Here is a 20072-nt window from a genome sequence, read left to right as displayed (position 1 = left end):
TTAACATTATTCAATTATAAATTAAAATAAACTTTAAAATGAAAACTAATTTCATATCACTATTATATGCCATTTTTTTCCCTTATCATTAACACTGTTAGGAAAAATAACATCACCAATCGTTAAGATACAATCAACATTAAACAAATAAACTGCAATTATGGAAACGACAATTTAGCACTCTATTAAGAATTCTGTAATTTTTTTTGAACTAATTATTAACACTGTTAGCAAAATTAACGGGATTTATTAAAAACAACATTACAATACTTTAATTTCAAACTCTTCATTAAAAATTTAAACTTAAAAATGAAAATACCTGGAAAAACGGGGATTATTGTACTTATATCAAGTATCATCCTTTTACAGAACTGCAGTAAAGCCGCTGAAAACTCAAACCAGGCTCCTTCTGCACCAGCATTGCCGGTTTATACGGTAATTACTTCTCCAGCTACAACATATCAGGAATTCCCGACAGCATTGGAAGGAAAAAACAATGTAGAAATAAGATCACAGGTAGATGGTTACCTGGACAGAATATATGTAGAAGAAGGATCTTTTGTAAGAGCGGGACAGCCGTTATTCAAAATAGATTCAAGAGCTTACGGAGAACAAATGAATATGGCACAGGCTAATTTACAGGTTGCTGATGCCAACATTCAGAAAGCTAAAGTGGAAGTAGATCGACTACAGCCATTGGTAGCCGCAAAAGTAGTTTCTGAAGTACAGATGAAAACTGCAAAAGCTAATTATGCAGCAGCTGTTGCCTCAGCAGCTCAAGCCAGAGCATCGGTAGGAGGTGCTAAAATTAATGTAGGATTCACGACAATCACAGCACCTGTAAGTGGTTATATCGGAAGAATACCTTACAAAAAAGGGAGTTTAATCTCAAGAACAGATCCTAATCCTTTGACGTTATTGTCTGATATCAGCGAGATTTATGCGTACTTCTCTTTAAGCGAACTGGATTTTATTGCTTTTCAAAATAAATATCCCGGAGCTTCCGTAGAAGAAAAGCTGAAAAATATGCCCATGGTAGATTTGGTAATTGCTGACAACAGTACGTATTCTGAAAAAGGAAGAATGAGCATTGTTGATGGCCAGTTCGATAAAACTACGGGAGCCATCAGTGTACGTGCTGTATTCCCTAATGCACATGGTACATTAAGAACAGGAAATACAGGACGCGTGCGTTTACCTCAGCTCCTGACCAACGTAGTGGTTATTCCGCAGGAATCTACTTTTGAGATTCAGGATAAGACCTATGTATATATCCTTGGCAAAGACAATAAAGTAACCAGCAAACCTATAACCATCTCTGGAAAAACAGACAGTTATTACTTCATCTCTGAAGGACTTTCTGCAGGTGATAAGATTGTGTACACAGGGCTTGGCAGCTTAAAAGACGGTGCTTCAATACAGCCGAAACCGATCTCTTCTGACAGCCTGCTGAAAGCAAGACCCTTGTAAACATTTTTACTAATACAGAAGACTTAAATAAATAAACTTCTTATGTTAAAACAATTTATAGAAAGACCGGTACTCTCTACGGTCATCTCCATAATACTCTTATTATTGGGAGCACTGTCTCTCTTTAATTTACCCATTGCCCTCTTTCCGGATATCGCTCCACCGAGTGTTCAGGTAACCGCCTTTTATCCGGGAGCAAATGCTGAGGTAGTGGCCCGTTCTGTGGCAACTCCGATTGAGGAAGCCGTGAATGGAGTGGAAAACATGACGTACATGACTTCCAACTCCAGTAATGACGGAACCATGACACTGAGTGTGTTTTTCAAGCAGGGATCTGATCCCGATAATGCTGCGGTCAACGTACAAAACAGAGTATCAAAGGCAATGAGCCAGCTTCCTCAGGAGGTGGTTCAGGCCGGAATATCCACTCAGAAGGTACAAAACAGTATGATTATGTTCATGGGATTATCGAGTGATGATCCAAAACAATATGATGAGCTGTTCCTTCAGAATTACCTTAAAATCAATGTGATTCCTCAGATTCAGCGTATTCCGGGAGTCGCTCAGGCTCAGGTATTCGGGACAAGAGATTATTCTATGAGAATCTGGCTGAAACCGGATAGATTAGCCGCCAACAACCTTTCTCCACAGGAAGTGCTTGCAGCAATTAAGGATCATAACCTTGAAGCTGCTCCAGGACGTCTTGGACAGGGAAGTAAAGAAACGTATGAATACATTCTTAAATACAAAGGAAAGCTGAATAAAGGCGAAGATTACGAAAGTATCGCGATTAAAGCCAACAGTGACGGTTCATTTCTGAGATTAAAAGATGTAGCAAGAGTTGAATTTGGTTCTTATACCTATACCGCAACGAACAGAGTAGACGGAAAACCGGTGGCCGGATTTGCCATCCTTCAAACTGCAGGTTCGAACGCAAACGAAATCTTAACTGAAATTGAGAAACAGGTTGATCAGCTTAAGACAACTCTTCCAAAAGGAGTGGAACCGATCATCATGTACAATTCCAAAGACTTTTTGGATGCTTCTATTCATCAGGTAGTGGAAACACTTGTCATCGCATTCGTTCTTGTATTTATTGTTGTATTTATTTTCCTTCAGGATTTCAGATCTACTTTAATTCCGGCTATTGCTGTACCTGTTGCGATTATTGGTACCTTCTTCTTTCTCCAGTTGTTTGGATTTAGTATCAATATGTTAACCTTGTTTGCATTGGTACTCGCCATTGGTATTGTAGTGGATGATGCTATTGTAGTGGTAGAAGCTGTCCATTCGAAGATGGAACAAACCGGAATGCCAGTGGAGCAGGCAACACAGAATTCCATGAGTGAAATTTCCGGGGCGATTATTTCCATTACCCTGGTAATGTGTGCGGTATTTATCCCGGTAGGATTCATGCAGGGACCTGCAGGAGTTTTCTACAGACAGTTTGCCTTCACTTTAGTAATTGCGATTCTGATCTCTGCAGTCAATGCGTTAACATTGAGCCCGGCTTTATGTGCGATGTTCTTAAATGATCCTCAGGGAGAGCACGGTGAACACGGTCATAAAAAAGGTTTTGGAGCAAGATTCTTCAATGCCTTCAATGTGAGCTTCAACAATATGACTAAAAAATATATTTACAGTCTTAAATTTTTAATTAAAAATAAATGGGTTGCTGTAGGAGGTTTAGTCCTTATTACCGCAGCAAGTATTTTCTTAATTAAAAAAGCTCCTTCAGGATTTATTCCTACGGAAGATCAGGGATTTGTATTATATGCGGTGAATACTCCTCCGGGAAGTTCACTGGAAAGAACCCACAGAGCTACTGCACAGATTGATAAAATCATCAATGGAGAAAAGGCAACCAATCACCTTTGGGTAGCAGATGGAATGAACTTTATCAGTAACGCCAACGCTTCTCCTTATTCTGCAGGTTTTATCAAACTTAAAGATTATGATAAACGTGGCGACATGAAAGATCCCAACGAAATTGCAGCAACGTTAACAGGTAAAGTAAGCCAGGTAAAAGATGCCAATGCATTCTTCTTCAACTTCCCTACTATTCAGGGATTTGGTAACGTTTCCGGTTTTGAATTTATGCTTCAGGATAAAACTAACGGTTCTTTTGAACAGTTAGGAACCACCACGCAGGCATTCATCGGAGAATTGATGAAACGTCCGGAAATTGCGTTTGCATTTACGACCTATGCAGCCGGAAACCCACAATATACTATTGATGTAGATACAGATAAAGCGAATCAGCTGGGTGTTTCTGTAACCGAACTGATGCAAACGATGCAGATTTATTACGGAAGTAGTTTCGTATCGGATTTCAACAGGTTTGGTAAATATTACAGAGTAATGGCACAGGCAGACGTTGCCTACCGTACGGATATTAATTCTCTGGAAGGAATTTATGTGAAAAATAAATCCGGGGAAATGGTTCCTGCTAAAACACTGGTAACCTTAAAGAGAAGTTTCGGACCTGAAACGGTAACAAGAAACAACCTCTTCAATGCAGTAACCATCAATGGAACTCCTAAACCGGGTTACAGTACTGGAGATGCCATTAAAGCGGTAGAAGAAGTAGCCAAACAATCACTTCCAAGAGGCTATGGTTATGAATGGACAGGGATTACCCGTGAAGAGATCAAAACAGGTGGACAGACTATCTTCGTCTTTATGTTAAGTATTTTGTTTGTTTACTTCCTGTTAGCAGCACAATACGAGAGTTACATCCTTCCGTTTGCGATTATCCTTACCATTCCTACAGGGATTTTCGGGGTATTTGCTTTCACAGGCTTAGCCGGAATCGATAATAACATTTACGTTCAGGTAGGATTGATCATGCTTGTAGGACTCTTGGCGAAAAATGCGATTCTGATTGTAGAATTTGCTGTTCAGAGAAGAAAAGCAGGAAAAACACTGATCGAATCAGCACTTCAGGCTTCAAGACTGCGTCTAAGACCTATCTTAATGACCTCTTTCGCATTTATTGTAGGGATGCTTCCGCTGATATGGACTCAGGGAGCTTCTGCACAAGGTAATCATTCCATTGGGTACAGTACCGTAGGAGGAATGCTTACAGGAGTGGTGTTCGGAGTTTTCATCATTCCGGTGATGTATGTGATCTTCCAGTACCTGCACGAAAAAATGCCAAGCAGAAAAAATAAAAGATTGCTAAAACAAAAACAACAGGAAGAACTTTTAGCATCTGCTCATTAATAAAAATGATTTACAAAACTTTGAGAATATTTTTAAACCACAAACCTTTCATAAATAGCTACAGTCATCTGTGAAAATCTGTGAAATCAGTGGTCAATAAAAAATAAAGCAGCAACTATTCAAACTGCGATCATAAAAGCAAAGCATATCTCCTACTAAAGACTACTTTGTATAAAAGATCTCTCAAAGTTTTGTATTCAATTAAAAGTTTATATAAAACTATGAAAAGAATTAAGAATATTTTTCTAACCACTATATTAGCTGTCATTGCGGTTTCTTGTGTAACAAAAGTTGCATACAAGGAACCGGACTTACAGCTTCCTGAGGAATTCCGGTTTACAGCCACTGCTGATACGGCAAGTATTGCCAACCTGGAATGGAAACAGTTTTTCAGTGATCCTATTCTTCAAAACCTGATAGAAAAGGGAATTACTCATAATTATGATTTACAGATCGCATTAAAGCAAGTGGCTTCTTCACAGGAAAAACTGAAACAAGCGAAATATCTTCAATATCCCGATGTTGGTTTCGGAGTTTCAGCGCAAATTTCTAAGCCTTCCAAAAACAGCATGAACGGACAGAGTCTTAATTTATTTTTAGGAAAAGACTATGTTGAAGATTATAATGCAGCATTTAATTTATCTTGGGAAGCGGATATCTGGGGTAAAATAAAAAACCAACAAGAGGTTTCAAGAATGCAGTACCTGCAGACGTATGAAGCTACTAAAGCAATCCAGACACAAGTGGTTGCAGCAATTGCCCAGGGATATTATAACCTACTGATGCTTGACAAACAAATGGATATTGCAAAATCCAATTTGGAATTAAGCAGCAACACCTTATCTATTACGCAGAAAATGTGGGATAGCGGAGATACCACTTCTCTGGGAGTACAGCAGGCAACAGCACAGAAGCAGTCTACAGAACTGCTGATCACTCAGCTGGAACAGAATATCGCCATTCAGGAAAATGCGTTGAGCATCCTTGTCGGTGAGAATCCAAATACCATCAACAGAACGATCGAAATGTCTGATACCTCTTTGCCACAAAGTATTTCTACAGGACTTCCTGCAGCGATGGTAAGCCGTCGTCCGGATGTTCGTCAGCAGGAATTGGTATTGTTAGAATCTAACTCGATGGTAGGGATTGCCCAGGCTAATATGTATCCTGCTTTGAAAATTACTGCTACCGGAGGAGTAAATTCTTTCAAAATAGACAACTGGTTTCAGATTCCGGCATCTTTATTCGGATCGGTATTGGGAGGACTTACCCAGCCAATATTTCAGAAGAGACAGCTGAAAACTGATTTGGCAGTAGCTAAACTTCAGAGAGAGAAAAATGTACTGGCATTCCGTCAGTCTGTTTTAAATGCTGTGGGAGAAGTTTCTGATGCTTTGGTTTCTAATGAAAGTTTAAAAGTTCAGGAACAGAAAGCTACAGAGCAGGTTCAAACGTTGAAAGACGGTATAAAAAGTGCTCAAATGCTTTATAAAGGCGGCATGGCAAATTATTTAGAAGTGATTACCGCTCAGGGAAATTCTTTACAGGCAGAACTTAATCTTGCATCCGTAAAAAGACAGAGATTAAGCAGCATTGTAGATTTATACCGGGCGTTAGGCGGCGGCTGGAAGTAGTAAATTATATTATATTGTTAATGGAATGCGGTCTTTCGGGATCGCATTTTTTTGTTTTAATTGAAAGAAAGGTTTATTTCCACTTATCATTCAGAACGAAACGAAGTGAAGTGAAGAATCTATTTTTAATGTGCAAAGATTTTTCCTTGTCAGAATGACAATTCTACCACTAAGGACAATTAAGAATCTAAGCTCAAGTAAGAAAAATAAAATAGATTTTTAAGACTTAAAGCGCAGCCAAACTTAATATCTTAACCACTTAATAAGTTCTTAATCGTTAACTTCACATCTTTTAAACGCAAAGTTTTAATAAGAAAGTAATAATTATAAGAGGCAAAGTACGGTGACAGAGTCGCTTATGAAGGAGGCTTATTAAGAATCAATTTCATTGATTCAGTTCTTTGCTCCTTTAGATATTCAGAATTAAAATAAATCTTTGCGTTAAAAAAATTTCAATTATTGTGAAGTTTGCTCATGAATATATTCAATCAAATCCTCAAAATCCTGTTGCGAATATCCCAATTGCAAATAATGAATATCATCCGCTTTCCGGTACCAGGTCAATTGGCGTTTTGCATACCTCCGGCTGTTTTTCTTAATTTCAGAAACAGCAAAGTCTAAGTCCCACTCTCCGTCGAAATACTTAAATAATTCAGCGTAGCCTACCGTATTTAGAGCCGTCAGCCCTTTGTATTTTTCAAGACCTTTGGCTTCCTCCAGCAGGCCTTTTTCCATCATGATCTCCACTCTTCGGTTGATTCTGTCATACAGTTCTTCGCGGGAAGCTTCAATCCCAATTCTTATAACCTTAAAATCTCTGGAATCCTGGGAAACAGCAATCAGTTCAGAATACTTTTTATTCGTCTGCCAGATGACATCAATCGCTCTTAAAAGTCTTCTATGGTTGTGAAAATCTACAACGTCGTAATAATCAGGGTCCAGTTCTTTCAATACTTCCTGAAGTTTTTCAATTCCTTCAGTATCCATGATCTGCTGTAATTTTTCCTGATTTTCAGTATTTGCTTCGGGAAGATCATTCAATCCTTCAATCACCGCTTTTTCATACATCATACTTCCACCGACAAGAATGACGGTTTCATGATGTTCAAAAAGTTCGTTAAGTTTTTTCAAGGCATCCTCTTCATACTGCCCGATAGAATAATAATCCTGTACCGAAAGGTTTCCAATAAAATGATGAGGTGCCTCGGCAAGTTCCTCTTCTGATGGTGAAGCAGTACCTATTTTCATTTCCTGAAAAAACTGACGCGAGTCACAAGAAATAATTTCAGTCTTGAAATAATTGGCAAGATCAATAGCCAGTCTTGTTTTTCCAATTCCGGTGGGTCCTACTACAGAAATCAAATTTTTCATAGGTAGGCTATTTTATTTGTTTTGTAAGGGTCATATGGAATCGTAAATCTCCATTATTGTTTGTCTTTTCCAAATCACAACGATTTCACAGTGCTAATTTAAATGTTTATCTTTGTACGACAATAAAAAACTATGATTTTATCAATGACCGGCTTTGGTAGAGCCGAAGATGTTTTTGAAGGAAAAAAAATAACCGTAGATGTTAAGTCACTGAACAGCAAAAGCTTTGATTTAAACATCAAGATACCGTTGCGATATAAAGAGAAGGAATTTGAAATCAGGAAAATTCTTAACGACAGAATTATCCGTGGAAAAGTAGATTGCTATATCAATATCGAGAATCTTGAAGAATCCAATGATGTAAAAATCAATAAAAATCTTATTGATTCTTATATGAACGAACTCCGCAACATTGCTTCCGATGCTCCTGAATTTGAGTATCTTAAAATGGCAGTACGTCTTCCTGACGCCATCACATCAAGACCTGATGAGCTTACAGAAGGAGAATGGGAATCGCTGGCAAAGATCGTGAGCAATGCTGTAGACAAATTTGAAAACTTCAGAAAAACGGAAGGAAAAATCTTACATGAAGAACTGGAAAAGAATATTCAGAATATCGACAGATATTTATCTGAAGTCATTCCTTTTGAAGAAGTGAGAATCAACAGCGTGAAAGAACGTTACCAGAAGTCTCTGAAAGAATTCGAAAACGTAGACGAAACCCGTTTCTATCAGGAAATGGCTTATTTTACGGAAAAACTGGATATTTCTGAGGAAAAAGTAAGACTGACACAGCATTTGAAATACTACAAGGAAGTAATGGATAATGAAGATTTCAACGGAAAGAAATTAGGTTTTATTTCTCAGGAAATCGGAAGAGAGATCAATACATTAGGTTCAAAAGCCAATCATGCCGAGATTCAGAAATTAGTCGTGATGATGAAAGATGATCTTGAAAAAATTAAAGAACAAACGCTAAACGTATTATAAAAGTTGATGGTTAATAGTTGTCTGTTGATAGATAAAAACCGGCAACTATCAACTGTCAGCCAGCAGCTATATGGAAAAAGTTATTATATTTTCGGCGCCGTCGGGAAGTGGAAAAACTACTCTGGTAAAACATTCTTTAGAACAATTTTCAGAACTGAAATTCTCAATTTCATGTACGACAAGACAACCTAGAGGAAGCGAAATTCATTCAGTAGATTATCATTTTTTAAGTCCTGATGAATTCAGACAAAAAATTGCAGAAGATGCATTTGTGGAATTTGAAGAAGTATACACTGATAAATATTACGGTACGTTAAAATCTGAGGTTGAAAAAATCTGGAATCTGGGGAAAGTAGTCATTTTCGATGTGGATGTGAAAGGTGGTATTTCTCTAAAAAAATACTTTGGAGAAAAAGCACTTTCTATTTTCATTGAACCCCCTTCTATCGAGGAACTGGAACGAAGATTGATTTCACGTAATACAGATGATGCAGAAACCATCAAAACCCGTGTAGAAAAAGCAGAAGAAGAAATTTCATATGCTGGAGAATTTGACAAGATCGTCATCAATAACGATTTGGACGACGCCAAAAAAGAAATAGAAAGTTTAATAAAAAATTTTATCAGTAGTCATTAAAAACGCTTAGAAAATTTCTACTTTTAAAGAAACAAAACATTGAGGTTGATATGAGTACCGAAACATTAGAAAAAGCAAAATCTGCGATTCCTGTAAGAGGATTTTTAGATATAAAAGATATCGCGATTCCTCAAGGAGAAGAGCTTGTGAAGGCTATTCTTAAGCTTAAAGAAGAAAAAAACGCCGTTATTTTAGCGCATTACTACCAGCCTGGAGAAATTCAGGATATTGCTGATTTCCTTGGAGATTCCCTACAGTTAGCCAGACAGGCAAAAGATACCAACGCCGATATGATTGTATTCTGCGGGGTACACTTCATGGCTGAAGCTGCAAAAATCCTTAACCCAACAAAAAAAGTAGTACTGCCTGATACGATGGCTGGATGCTCTTTAGCTGACGGATGTTCAGGAGAAGGATTGAGAAAAATGCGTGAGCAGCATCCCAATGCTTTAATTGCTACGTACATCAACTGCAATGCAGAAACGAAAGCAGAAAGTGATATTATCGTAACAAGCTCCAATGCAGAAACAGTTATTGAAGCTCTTCCTAAAGACCGACCGATTATTTTCGCCCCGGATAAAAACTTAGGAAGATATCTGTCTAAAAAAACAGGCCGTGACATGATTCTCTGGGATGGAAGCTGCATCGTTCACGAAGCTTTTTCTATGGAGAGAATTGCCCAGCAATTAGCTGACAATCCTAATGCAAAAATGATTGCTCACCCTGAAAGTGAGGAAGCCGTTTTAAAGCTGGCTCATTTTATAGGCTCTACTTCTGCCCTTCTGGATTATGTAGAAAAAGACGACTGCCAGACATTTATCATTGCTACCGAAGAAGGAATTCTTCACGAAATGAGAAAACGTGCACCGCATAAGCAGTTGATTCCGGCTTTAGTTTTTGACGAAAGCTGTAACTGTTCAGAATGTTTCTACATGAAACGTAATACCATGGAAAAATTGTATTTGTGTATGAAATACGAACTTCCTGAAATTATTATCGAAGAAGAACTTCGTCTGAAAGCATTAAAGCCGATTGAGGCAATGCTCGATCTTTCGAAGAGTATAAAATAAATAAAAAAAGCACTGTCTGAGACAGTGCTTTTTTATTCTCAGATTGCTGTAATCGGGACAAAACAATCCATACTTACTACAACGCACATTCTGCAAGTCTGCGGCAGATTCCAATAGGCTTCGCACGATGGATCATTAGGTGATCCGGGTCCGAAAATCAGATGGGTAGGACAACCGTTACAACTGGAAGCTCCTGCTCCATTAAGCTGTTCTAAGTCTCTTCTGTTTAATTTTTTTATGTTTTTCATGGCTGTTTTATTGTATTTTACTATTTGAGTTGATTATTGAGTAAGAATCGGACACGCTAGCGGATCATACAAGTATAGACAAACCCTGCGTCCTCTGAGATCTGTACACCATGCACAGCCCGTAGGCCCACAATCAAGATCTCTCTGGCAATCAACCAATAAACAACCGTTAAGTAATCGCAGGTCTTCTCTGTTCAATTTTTTTAAATTTTTCATGGTAATTTAGTTTAGTAGAGGTAAAAGTATCATTAGAAGAATTAATAAAACAAAAACACTGTAAAAACAGTGTTTTATATTTTAGTCAAGAGAACATTCGTAGCTCAATAAAACCTTAGACTTGCAACATGTTGGCAGCGCATCATAATCTGCACATGATTTCGGAAAGCCCGGCCCGTAAGGTCCCGGAGGACATACATAATTACAAGTTCCCCCACCATTTACTGATTTCAAATTGTCTCTGTTTAATTTTTTTAGATTTTTCATAATAATTTGATATAGTTTAGTTTATAAATATAACAAATATTCTATTTGAAACTTAAATTAATCACCATAAAAAGAAATAATGTAAAAAACCACCTTAAAATAGTGGTCTTTTCACAAAGATTATAAAAGTGAAATACTCATCATAATCTGAATCTGCTAAACGGATATTTGTTTGCTTCAATTATAACATCGGAGGATAACATATACCTCCCGGATGAAGCCAGCATCCCCATGCCCCATTCTTTTGAAAACAGACATAAGCTGAACCGCCACAAGTTTCAATCTGGAATGGAGTAAATCCACCGCTTATACTTTTTTGTTCCTCTCTTGAAAGTTTTTTTAAATTTTTCATAGATGTATTGGGTTTAATGATTCCTACTCTTAAGCTTTTCGGATACCGCTCATGATAGAATATGAAATTCAAAAATGGAATTAGGAAATCATAAAACAAAGCTAAATTTAGCAAGTGTAGATGATTATTGAGTAAGTGCGAATATTCTCTGTATTTCTGTAATTTTTAACAATACGAAATATTGATTAACAACATTTTCATTGGTTTATACTACATAACACAACCTCGGCTGGTAGGATAAATTGAGGTTATATTTTCTTTTCTCAGTTGAAAAAGAAATGTTAAAGTCTAAAAAAAAGACCTGTTATCCAAAATAATCTCTACATTTGTTCCATAATAATGAATTATTTAAGAAACATATCTGATATTTCTGCACCGAAGCTTTCTGCTTCCGGAGTATCTTCTGTTTCCATTACGACTACAACCACTACCCCATAAGGGGTATATTTTCACATATTATTTCAGGTACTCCTGCTCTTTTTTTAAAGAGTAATTATTTCAATTGATCATAACCTAAAAAAATAAGTGATGAAAATCCTAAAATTCGGAGGCTCTTCCGTTGCCCATGCACACAACATCCTGCAGGCAGAAAACATTATAAAAAAAGAATCTTTACAAAACAAAATCATCGTCGTCGTTTCTGCACTACAGGGCACAACAGATTCGTTAATCAAAGCCGCAAACTACGCTTCTCATCAAGATGAACGCTATATCCAGCTTATCAAAGAACTTGAAGAGAAGCATCTTAATCTCGTAAAAGAATTGATCCCGGTATTAGATCAAAGCGCATGGCTGAGTTTTGTTAAAAAACATTTCAATGACATCGAAGACCTCTGCAACAGCATTTTTGTCTTAGGAGAATTCACAAACAGAATTAAAGATAAGATCACTTCTTACGGCGAATTTCTTTCTTCCAATATAATTGCTGCCAGATTGCAGTATGAAGGGCTGGATGTCATTTGGATGAATGCAATGGATCATATTCTTACAGACAGCACTTTTACTAACGCCAAAGTAGATCTTGAAATAACAGAAAAAAATATAGAAAACTATTGTAAAGAACATCAGAACCGTATTATAATCGTTCCCGGTTTCATTGCGAAAGATGGAAAAGGAAATATAACTACGCTTGGGAGAGGGGGATCAGATTACACATCTTCTATTATGGCAGCGGCTTTAGATGCTGACGAACTTCAAATATGGACAGATGTAAGCGGTATGATGACAGCAGATCCAAGATTGGTATCTAATGCAAAGCCTATCCCCGAAATTTCGTATCATGAAGCCATGGAACTATCTCATTTTGGAGCTAAAGTTCTCTATCCACCAACCATCCAGCCGGTTATGATAAAAAACATAGACCTTAGGATAAAAAACACCTTTGATCCTAAAGCTGCAGGAACATTGATTACTCACAATATCAATGCTTCAGATTCAGAAAACAGTCCGGTTGCGGTAGGAATTTCCAACATGAGCCATATTGCCCTGTTAACTCTTGAAGGCAGTGGAATGGTAGGAATTCCCGGTATTTCAGCACGATTATTTCAATGCCTGAGTTTGGAAAAAATTAATGTAGTGCTCATTACACAAAGCTCTTCGGAACATTCCATTACCCTTGCCATCCATGAAAATGATGTTGTGCACGCAGAAACAGCAGTGAATTCTTCTTTTGCGGACGATGTGAAACTGAAGAGAATCGCTCCTGTAAAAATAGAAACCGGTCTTTCAATCGTAGCGCTTGTAGGGGAAAATATGAAAAACAGAAGCGGTGTGAGTGCAAAAATGTTCGGCTGTCTTGGAAATAACGGTATCAACATAAGAGCAATTGCCCAGGGTTCATCAGAAAAAAATATCAGCATTGTTATTTCAGAAAAAGATATCAAAAAAGCGGTCAACGTTCTTCATGAAGAATTTTTTGAATCTGAAATAAAACAGGTCCATCTCTACCTCTGCGGAATTGGAAATGTAGGTCATAAACTTATTCAGCAGATCTATGAACAGAATGAATATCTTAAAGAACATATGTTGATTAACCTCCGCATTGCAGGACTTTCCAACAGTAGGAATATGTGCTTTCCGGAACCAGGAATTTCTAAAGATGAATGTCTGAGGCATCTCAAAAATGGTGAAAAAGCGTCTATAGGAAAATTTGCTGAAGAAATTATTTCCCGCAATCTTCGAAACTCTGTTTTTGTAGATGTAACTGCCAGTGCAGAAATTCCGAAAATCTATGACAGTCTTCTGAAAAAAAGTGTCAACATCGTGGCCTGTAATAAAATTGCCGCGTCATCAGATTTTGAAAAATACCAAAGTCTTAAAAATACGGCTAAGAATCATAGCTGTAAATTTTTCTTCGAAACAAATGTAGGAGCCGGTCTTCCCATTATAGGAACCATTAATGATCTGATCAGAAGCGGGGATAAAATTACATCGATACAAGCTGTTTTAAGCGGCACGTTGAATTTTGTTTTCAATAATTATGATGGAAGCATTCCATTTTCGGAAGTGGTAGCCCAGGCACAGAAAGAAGGATATACAGAACCTGACCCAAGGCTGGACCTCGCAGGTACAGATGTTGCCCGAAAAATTTTGATACTTGCCCGTGAAGCCGGATATCCGTTGGAATTTGACCAAATTGAAAATATTGGTTTTCTTCCGGAAGAGTGTATGCAGGGAGATGTAGATAACTTTTACCAAATGTTGCTGAAATATGAAGATCATTTTAAAAACCTGGTAGCAGAAGCGAAAAAAGGGAATAAAATACTGAAATATGTGGCCACCTTCAGCCAGGGCAAAGCACAGGTCGGCTTACAGCACATTGCACCTGAAGACGATCTTTACCACCTTTACGGAAAAGATAATATTGTTATTTTTAAAACTTTACGATATTCGGAACAGCCACTGGTTGTGAAAGGAGCCGGAGCCGGAGCTGACGTTACCGCAAGTGGGGTCTTTGCAGATATTGTGCGTGCGGTTTAAGGAAATAGCAGATGTTACATAATTAGATTTTAGACATCTTATTTATAATCATCACATTACTATTAAAAATAAGATGGAAACCTGTTGAAAATTAAAATACTAAAGTGGTTTAACATTTTACAACCACAGATTTCTCAGATTTACACAGATGAATCCTAAAATAAAAAATGTAAACAAATTGATGATGAAAAATAATCATTATACCTAAAAAATATGAAAAAAATAAAAATAAAAGTTCCTGCTACGGTTGCCAATCTTGTATGTGGTTTTGACATTTTAGGAATGGCCGTTCATGAACCTTATGATGAAATGGAAATCCGCATATCAGAAAGTTCGGAGATCATCATCAAACATACGGATCATTATGGACTTCCCGAAGAAGCTTCAAAAAATGTTGCCGGAGTTGTCTTATTAAAAATTCAGGAAGAGTTTGATCTCAAGCATGGTTTTGAGGTCATTATCCATAAAAACATTAAGCCCGGAAGCGGGCTCGGCTCCAGTGCGGCAAGTGCCGCCGGAGCCGCCTTTGGAGCCAATATATTGTTAGGAAACAGGTTGTCTAAGGAAGAAATTGTACATTTTGCCATGTTTGGGGAAGAGCTCGCATCCGGAGTCCGGCATGCAGACAATATTGCACCGTGTATTTATGGAGGTATTGCGCTGGTAAAATCTTCAGATCCCATAGATATTATCCCGTTACAGTCTCCGGATTTATTTGTGGCAGCCGTTCACCCTCAGGTTGAGGTGAAAACTTCTGACGCCAGACAAATATTGAAAAAAAGTATTTTACTCAAAGATGCCGTTAAACAATGGGGGAACATTGCCGGTTTGGTAGCAGGAATAGAAAAAAATGATCATGCCCTGATCGGAAGAAGCCTGAATGATGTGATCATAGAACCGGTTCGAAGTATTCTCATCCCAAAATTTGATGAAATCAAAACAAAAAGCCTTCAGCTTGGTGCTTTAGGAGGCGGCATATCAGGTTCGGGACCTTCGATTTTTATGCTTGCCGAAAAAGAAGAAACTGCCCAACATATAGCAAAAATGATGAAAGCTGTTTACGATGAAATTGAAATTGACAGCTTTGTATACATTTCCAAAATCAATCCGACAGGAATCGAAATCATTAATGAATCCAAAGACAGTAACCCCCTTAACTAAAAGCATTCTAATGAACTACTATAATTTAAAAGACCGGCACGAACAGGTTGATTTTAAAACAGCCACTATTAAAGGGCAGGGCAAAGAAAAGGGATTATTTTTCCCTGAAGTGATACCTCAGTTTGAAAAAGAATTTATCAATAACCTGTCTCAGTTTTCAGATGAAGAAATTGCCTTCCGATGTATGGCAGATTTTGTTGGCAACGAGATTCCTGTTGAAGTTTTAAAAAAAATCACTGCTGAAACCATTCAGTTTGATATTCCATTAAAAAAAATCAACGACAGAATTTCCGTTCTTGAGCTTTTTCATGGTCCTACCCTCGCCTTCAAAGATGTGGGTGCAGGTTTTATGAGTCGGTGTCTGTCCTATTTCTTACAAGATGAACACAAAAAAGTTACCGTATTAGCTGCTACTTCAGGAGATACTGGTGGTGCTGTTGCCCATGGATTTTATAAAGCTCCGGGAATCGATGTTGTGATTCTGTATCCCAAAAACAGGGTTAGTAAAGTTCAGGAAAAACAACTTACCGCTCTCGGTGAAAATATCACCGCACTGGAAGTAAACGGAAGTTTTGACGACTGTCAAAATTTGGTAAAACAGGCATTTGCAGATCAGGAAATTAACAATCATATCCTGTTAACATCCGCCAATTCTATTAATGCGGCAAGATGGCTTCCGCAACAAATTTATTATCTGCTTGCTTTAAAACAGTGGCAGCAATCTGAAAAAGAAGTTCCCGTAATCTGCGTTCCAAGCGGAAACTTTGGAAATATCTGTGCCGGGCTGCTGGCTCATTTCCGGGGGCTGCCTGCCGATCATTTTATTGCAGCCTGTAATCAAAATGACGTAATTCCTCAATATCTGAAAACAAAAAATCTTGAGATCAAGCCTACTGTTGCAACGCTTTCCAATGCCATGGATGTAGGCAATCCAAGTAATTTTGTAAGAATCTTAGAACTTTTTGATCATGAGTTCAACACCCTTAAAAAAACAGTGTCCGGTTATTCCGTTAATGATAAAACAACCCTGGAAACCATTGCAAAAGTGTATACGGAATATGGATATATGCTTGACCCGCATGCTGCTGTTGCCTATGCTGCTCTGGAAGAATATCTTATCCAACATCCTGATAAAAAAGGGTTTATTTTAGGTACTGCCCATCCGGTGAAATTCCCCGATGCCGTGGAAAAAGCAACACAGGTCGAAATTAAGATTCCCGATTCTCTGGGAGATTTAATGAGCAGAGAGAAAAAAACTGTGGAAATTAATTCAGATTTTAAAGAATTAAAACGATTTTTGCTTGACAAAAATTAAGGCAATGAGTAAAATATATCTTGAAGATGTAAAAATATATGGCTACCACGGTGTTCTTCCGGAAGAGAACATCATTGGTACCTATTATATTATTAATGCGGAACTGCACACCGATCTATGGAAAGCTGCTGAAACAGATGATCTGCATGATACCATAAGCTATGCAGATATCAATGAGATTATCCATCATGAGATGAATATTAAATCAAAATTACTGGAACATGTAGCCGGCAGAATGATTTCAAAGATTCATATCAGCTTTCCCCAGGTTAGTTATATCAAACTAAAAATCACCAAAACATCCCCGCCGATGCAGGGAGAAATGAAAGGAGCAAGTATTGAACTGGAGCGAAGCTTTACGTCCAATCACTAAATAGTATTATTTTTATATAAAAACATAAAGAATTGAGAGCCATTACAATAGTATTCTTATTAAGTTTTGTCAGTATTTTCGGGCAGACCAATATCGACAACCAGCTGGCAGCTTACAATTTTCCAAAAATCAAGTCAAGCATTACAATGCCTGTTACCATTCCGCTTTCGGAAATCAGTAATATGATTAATGCCTCTGTAAAAGAACTGATCTACCAGGATGATTCTTATACAGACAACAACAACGACCAGTTTAAGGTTAAAGTATGGAAAACAAGGCCTATCCGTTTGGTAGGCGGCACCAATCAGAATCTCCTGATTGAAGTTCCATTAAAAATATGGGCAGAAAAAGGCATCGGGACATTGGGAGTATATACGTATCAGAATACAACTTTTGAAACCGTAATGTCTTTTAATACTTCTTTAAGCTTAAGAAACAACTGGACGATCGCTACCAATACCCAACCCAACGGTTTTAAATGGGTTACAAAACCCGTCCTGGACTATGGAAAGATTAAAATTCCCATTACCTCTGTAGTAGAAAAAAATCTTAAGGAGCAGCAGGAAAAATTTGCTAAAACAATTGACCAGCAAATGGCAACCCAGCTGAACTTCCAGCAGTATGCAGTAATGGCCTGGAATGTTTTTTCGCAACCCTTCAATATTTCTGAAGAATACAACACCTGGCTGAAAGTAAGTCCTGTAGGAGTAAATATCACACCACTTACATTTTATGCCAACCAAATCGATGCTAATATTGGAATTGATATTTATTCAGAAACATTTACAGGAAGTAAACCTGATGCTTCCCAACCGGTGAAAACAGCACCCAGCTTTATTGCGACCCCTGTTCTTGCAGATCATTTTATATTGCAGACGACAGCCAATGTTCCTTTTTCAGAAGCAACGAACATTGCAAGAAATATGTTTTTAAATAAAGAATATGATGTAAGAGGTTCCAAAATTAAAATCAAAGATATTAAAGTATATGGCGTAGAAAACCGGGTAATGATCGAGGCTGAAACGGAAGGCTATGTTAATGGAAAAGCATTTATCTCAGGAATACCTGTGTATGATGAAGTAAAAAAGAAAATTGTATTGTCTAATACCAAATTTAATCTTAGGACGGCAAATATCTTACAGAAGACCGCTACCCTGCTCTTTAAAGGAAAAATTGTGAAAATGATTGAAGATGAATACGGAATTCCTACGCTGGAACTGGAGCAGACATCTAAAAAAAGTATTGAAGAATCATTCAATAAAGAATATTACAAAGGCTTAAAGATGACCGGAAGAGTTTTCAATGTAAAGCCTAGCAGCATTCTTCTGAATCCCTCAGGAATTACAGCTGTGATTGACACCAATGCTACATTAAGGCTTATCGTTAACGGATTTTAAACTTCCAAAACTAAAAAACACAACCATGAAAAAAATTTTAAAAATCGTTGAAGATAATAAGGCTTCATTAGGTATTAGATTTGCAAATCTGCTGATAGATAGGGTTATGATCTATTTACTGTTTTTTCTATATGGAGTATTCTCTGTATTGATTTATGAACTGCTTAATATTGAATTCTTTGTCAATATAACAGATAAACTTAGTGCAATGAACAGGACGCAGGATATTGTCTTAACTTCATTTATCTATTTTCTGTATCTCTTTTTAATGGAATATTTTACAAAAGGAAGAACGATCGGAAAGTATATTACCGGAACTAAAGTACTGAGTACTGATGGCACCCAGCCTACATTGAAGGATTATTTCATCAGAACAATCTCCAGATTTGTCCCTTTTGATCCGTTTTCTTTTTTTGGATACAATGGATGGCACGACAGCTGGAGCAATACAAGAGTAATCAGCATCAAAAAATATGAGTCTGATAGACAGGCAAAAAGCGATATAAACGCCATCGGCACAAAAGAAATTGCATAAAAAACTTTTGTTGAATCAATATTTTTGTTATATTTGCACACTTCAAAAATGGTACTTTGGCCGAGCGGCTAGGCAGTGGTCTGCAACACCATCTACAGCGGTTCGAATCCGCTAGGTACCTCTTAAACCTCTAATCGTGTGATTAGAGGTTTTTTTATTCCTATAATTTACAATATTATAATACTTGACTGCGTTTTGATTGATACAGCTAGAACTATTAACAGACGCAAAACTATACCGAGAACCTGTAGACCGCACAATAGTCAGCTTAATACCTCAGCAATCCAACTTCTTATTGATAGAAATAAAAAATCCCCGGACTTCTCCGAGGATAAAAACTAATAACCATGAAAACTCAAATTAAACATGAGTTGCTATCTTACATTGAAAAAACGTGCCAATAGTATTACTAAATTATATTTTATGATTTTTTTAATACTTCTCTGATTATCGGTTTAAAATTCAGAATCCGAAAATAATCTTCAAACTGCTAAATTGAATACTACCACCATAAAACAATCACCTTTTTCTAAAAAATAAAGTTATCAACCTTAATTTTATAACTTATTAATATTGTAAAAAACTGTAAACAAGAACAATACTAAAGTTATCCACATTTTAACAAACAGCAATTATCCACATTGAGTTTAAAAACAATAATTCCTCTATATTTATCCCCAAAAACACTCAATCCAGATTGTATTTATTCATCAACATGAAAGTTATCAACCATAATAATTCAAATTATTAACATTATAAAATACTGAAAATAAGAACAATAATAAAGTTATCCACATTTTAACAAACACATTACACCCACACTCAACCCATA

The 20072-nt window shown here is 37.2% G+C and carries 16 protein-coding genes and 1 tRNA gene; 13 read left to right on the top strand and 4 right to left on the bottom strand.

Going from position 1 to position 20072, the window contains the following annotated elements:
• Nucleotides 1-309: 309 nt before the first annotated feature.
• From SB679_RS15025 to SB679_RS15015, 3 genes are all read left to right on the top strand, one after another.
• Nucleotides 310-1470 (top strand): efflux RND transporter periplasmic adaptor subunit, encoded by a 1161-nt coding sequence (locus SB679_RS15025; RefSeq protein WP_410703097.1) that lies wholly within the window; start codon nucleotides 310-312, stop codon nucleotides 1468-1470.
• 42 nt (nucleotides 1471-1512) lie between these two features.
• Entirely contained in the window at nucleotides 1513-4695 is a 3183-nt protein-coding gene (locus tag SB679_RS15020; RefSeq protein WP_410703096.1) for an efflux RND transporter permease subunit, read from the top strand.
• A 221-nt stretch (nucleotides 4696-4916) separates the two neighbouring features.
• Nucleotides 4917-6329, top strand: a complete 1413-nt coding sequence (locus SB679_RS15015; protein ID WP_410703095.1) for an efflux transporter outer membrane subunit — start codon at nucleotides 4917-4919, stop codon at nucleotides 6327-6329.
• A 456-nt stretch (nucleotides 6330-6785) separates the two neighbouring features.
• Here the strand turns inward: SB679_RS15015 and miaA are convergent, their stop codons facing one another.
• Nucleotides 6786-7700: a tRNA (adenosine(37)-N6)-dimethylallyltransferase MiaA gene (gene miaA / locus SB679_RS15010; RefSeq protein WP_410703094.1), complete on the bottom strand. Its 915-nt coding sequence runs from the start codon at nucleotides 7698-7700 to the stop codon at nucleotides 6786-6788.
• Nucleotides 7701-7832: 132 nt separating this feature from the next.
• On the opposite strand from miaA, the gene SB679_RS15005 reads away from it, so the two are divergent.
• The 3 genes from SB679_RS15005 to nadA all read left to right on the top strand — a co-directional run bounded on the left by SB679_RS15005 (nucleotide 7833) and on the right by nadA (nucleotide 10397).
• On the top strand, nucleotides 7833-8690 hold the full coding sequence (locus tag SB679_RS15005) for a YicC family protein (protein ID WP_034714984.1): 858 nt from the start codon (nucleotides 7833-7835) through the stop codon (nucleotides 8688-8690).
• Nucleotides 8691-8760: 70 nt separating this feature from the next.
• Nucleotides 8761-9327 (top strand): guanylate kinase, encoded by a 567-nt coding sequence (gene gmk, locus SB679_RS15000; RefSeq protein ID WP_410703093.1) that lies wholly within the window; start codon nucleotides 8761-8763, stop codon nucleotides 9325-9327.
• 50 nt (nucleotides 9328-9377) lie between these two features.
• Nucleotides 9378-10397, top strand: coding sequence for a quinolinate synthase NadA (gene nadA, locus SB679_RS14995; RefSeq protein WP_410703092.1), 1020 nt, complete (start codon nucleotides 9378-9380; stop codon nucleotides 10395-10397).
• A 38-nt stretch (nucleotides 10398-10435) separates the two neighbouring features.
• Here nadA and SB679_RS14990 read toward each other — a convergent pair whose 3' ends face one another.
• The 3 genes from SB679_RS14990 to SB679_RS14980 form a co-directional block, all read right to left on the bottom strand.
• The gene (locus tag SB679_RS14990; RefSeq protein WP_410703091.1) at nucleotides 10436-10645 is read right to left on the bottom strand and encodes a hypothetical protein; all 210 of its coding nucleotides are present in this window, start codon (nucleotides 10643-10645) and stop codon (nucleotides 10436-10438) included.
• A gap of 297 nt (nucleotides 10646-10942) precedes the next feature.
• Nucleotides 10943-11128: a bacteriocin-like protein gene (locus tag SB679_RS14985; protein WP_131368605.1), complete on the bottom strand. Its 186-nt coding sequence runs from the start codon at nucleotides 11126-11128 to the stop codon at nucleotides 10943-10945.
• A 181-nt stretch (nucleotides 11129-11309) separates the two neighbouring features.
• A complete protein-coding gene (locus tag SB679_RS14980; RefSeq protein ID WP_410703090.1) occupies nucleotides 11310-11480 on the bottom strand; it encodes a bacteriocin-like protein in 171 nt (56 codons plus the stop codon).
• Between the two features lie 528 nt (nucleotides 11481-12008).
• Here SB679_RS14980 and thrA point away from each other — a divergent pair.
• From thrA to SB679_RS14945, 7 genes are all read left to right on the top strand, one after another.
• Nucleotides 12009-14459 carry a bifunctional aspartate kinase/homoserine dehydrogenase I gene (gene thrA / locus SB679_RS14975; RefSeq protein ID WP_410703089.1) on the top strand — a complete coding sequence of 817 codons (2451 nt, stop codon included), beginning with the start codon at nucleotides 12009-12011 and terminating at the stop codon, nucleotides 14457-14459.
• 213 nt (nucleotides 14460-14672) lie between these two features.
• Entirely contained in the window at nucleotides 14673-15620 is a 948-nt protein-coding gene (locus SB679_RS14970) for a homoserine kinase (RefSeq protein ID WP_410703088.1), read from the top strand.
• Nucleotides 15621-15630: 10 nt separating this feature from the next.
• Nucleotides 15631-16935 (top strand): threonine synthase, encoded by a 1305-nt coding sequence (gene thrC, locus SB679_RS14965; protein ID WP_410703087.1) that lies wholly within the window; start codon nucleotides 15631-15633, stop codon nucleotides 16933-16935.
• A gap of 4 nt (nucleotides 16936-16939) precedes the next feature.
• A complete protein-coding gene (gene folB, locus SB679_RS14960) occupies nucleotides 16940-17308 on the top strand; it encodes a dihydroneopterin aldolase (protein WP_410703086.1) in 369 nt (122 codons plus the stop codon).
• Nucleotides 17309-17340: 32 nt separating this feature from the next.
• Nucleotides 17341-18705 carry a DUF4403 family protein gene (locus tag SB679_RS14955; protein ID WP_410703085.1) on the top strand — a complete coding sequence of 455 codons (1365 nt, stop codon included), beginning with the start codon at nucleotides 17341-17343 and terminating at the stop codon, nucleotides 18703-18705.
• A gap of 25 nt (nucleotides 18706-18730) precedes the next feature.
• On the top strand, nucleotides 18731-19240 hold the full coding sequence (locus tag SB679_RS14950; RefSeq protein WP_410703084.1) for an RDD family protein: 510 nt from the start codon (nucleotides 18731-18733) through the stop codon (nucleotides 19238-19240).
• A gap of 50 nt (nucleotides 19241-19290) precedes the next feature.
• Nucleotides 19291-19361 (top strand) — tRNA-Cys (locus SB679_RS14945).
• Nucleotides 19362-20072: the final 711 nt, after the last annotated feature.

This window comes from Chryseobacterium sp. SIMBA_029 (genome assembly GCF_046535275.1).
Taxonomy (GTDB): Bacteria; Bacteroidota; Bacteroidia; order Flavobacteriales; family Weeksellaceae; genus Chryseobacterium.
Note: the sequence above shows the minus strand (reverse complement) of the source record. Positions and strands in the feature narration are given on the sequence as shown.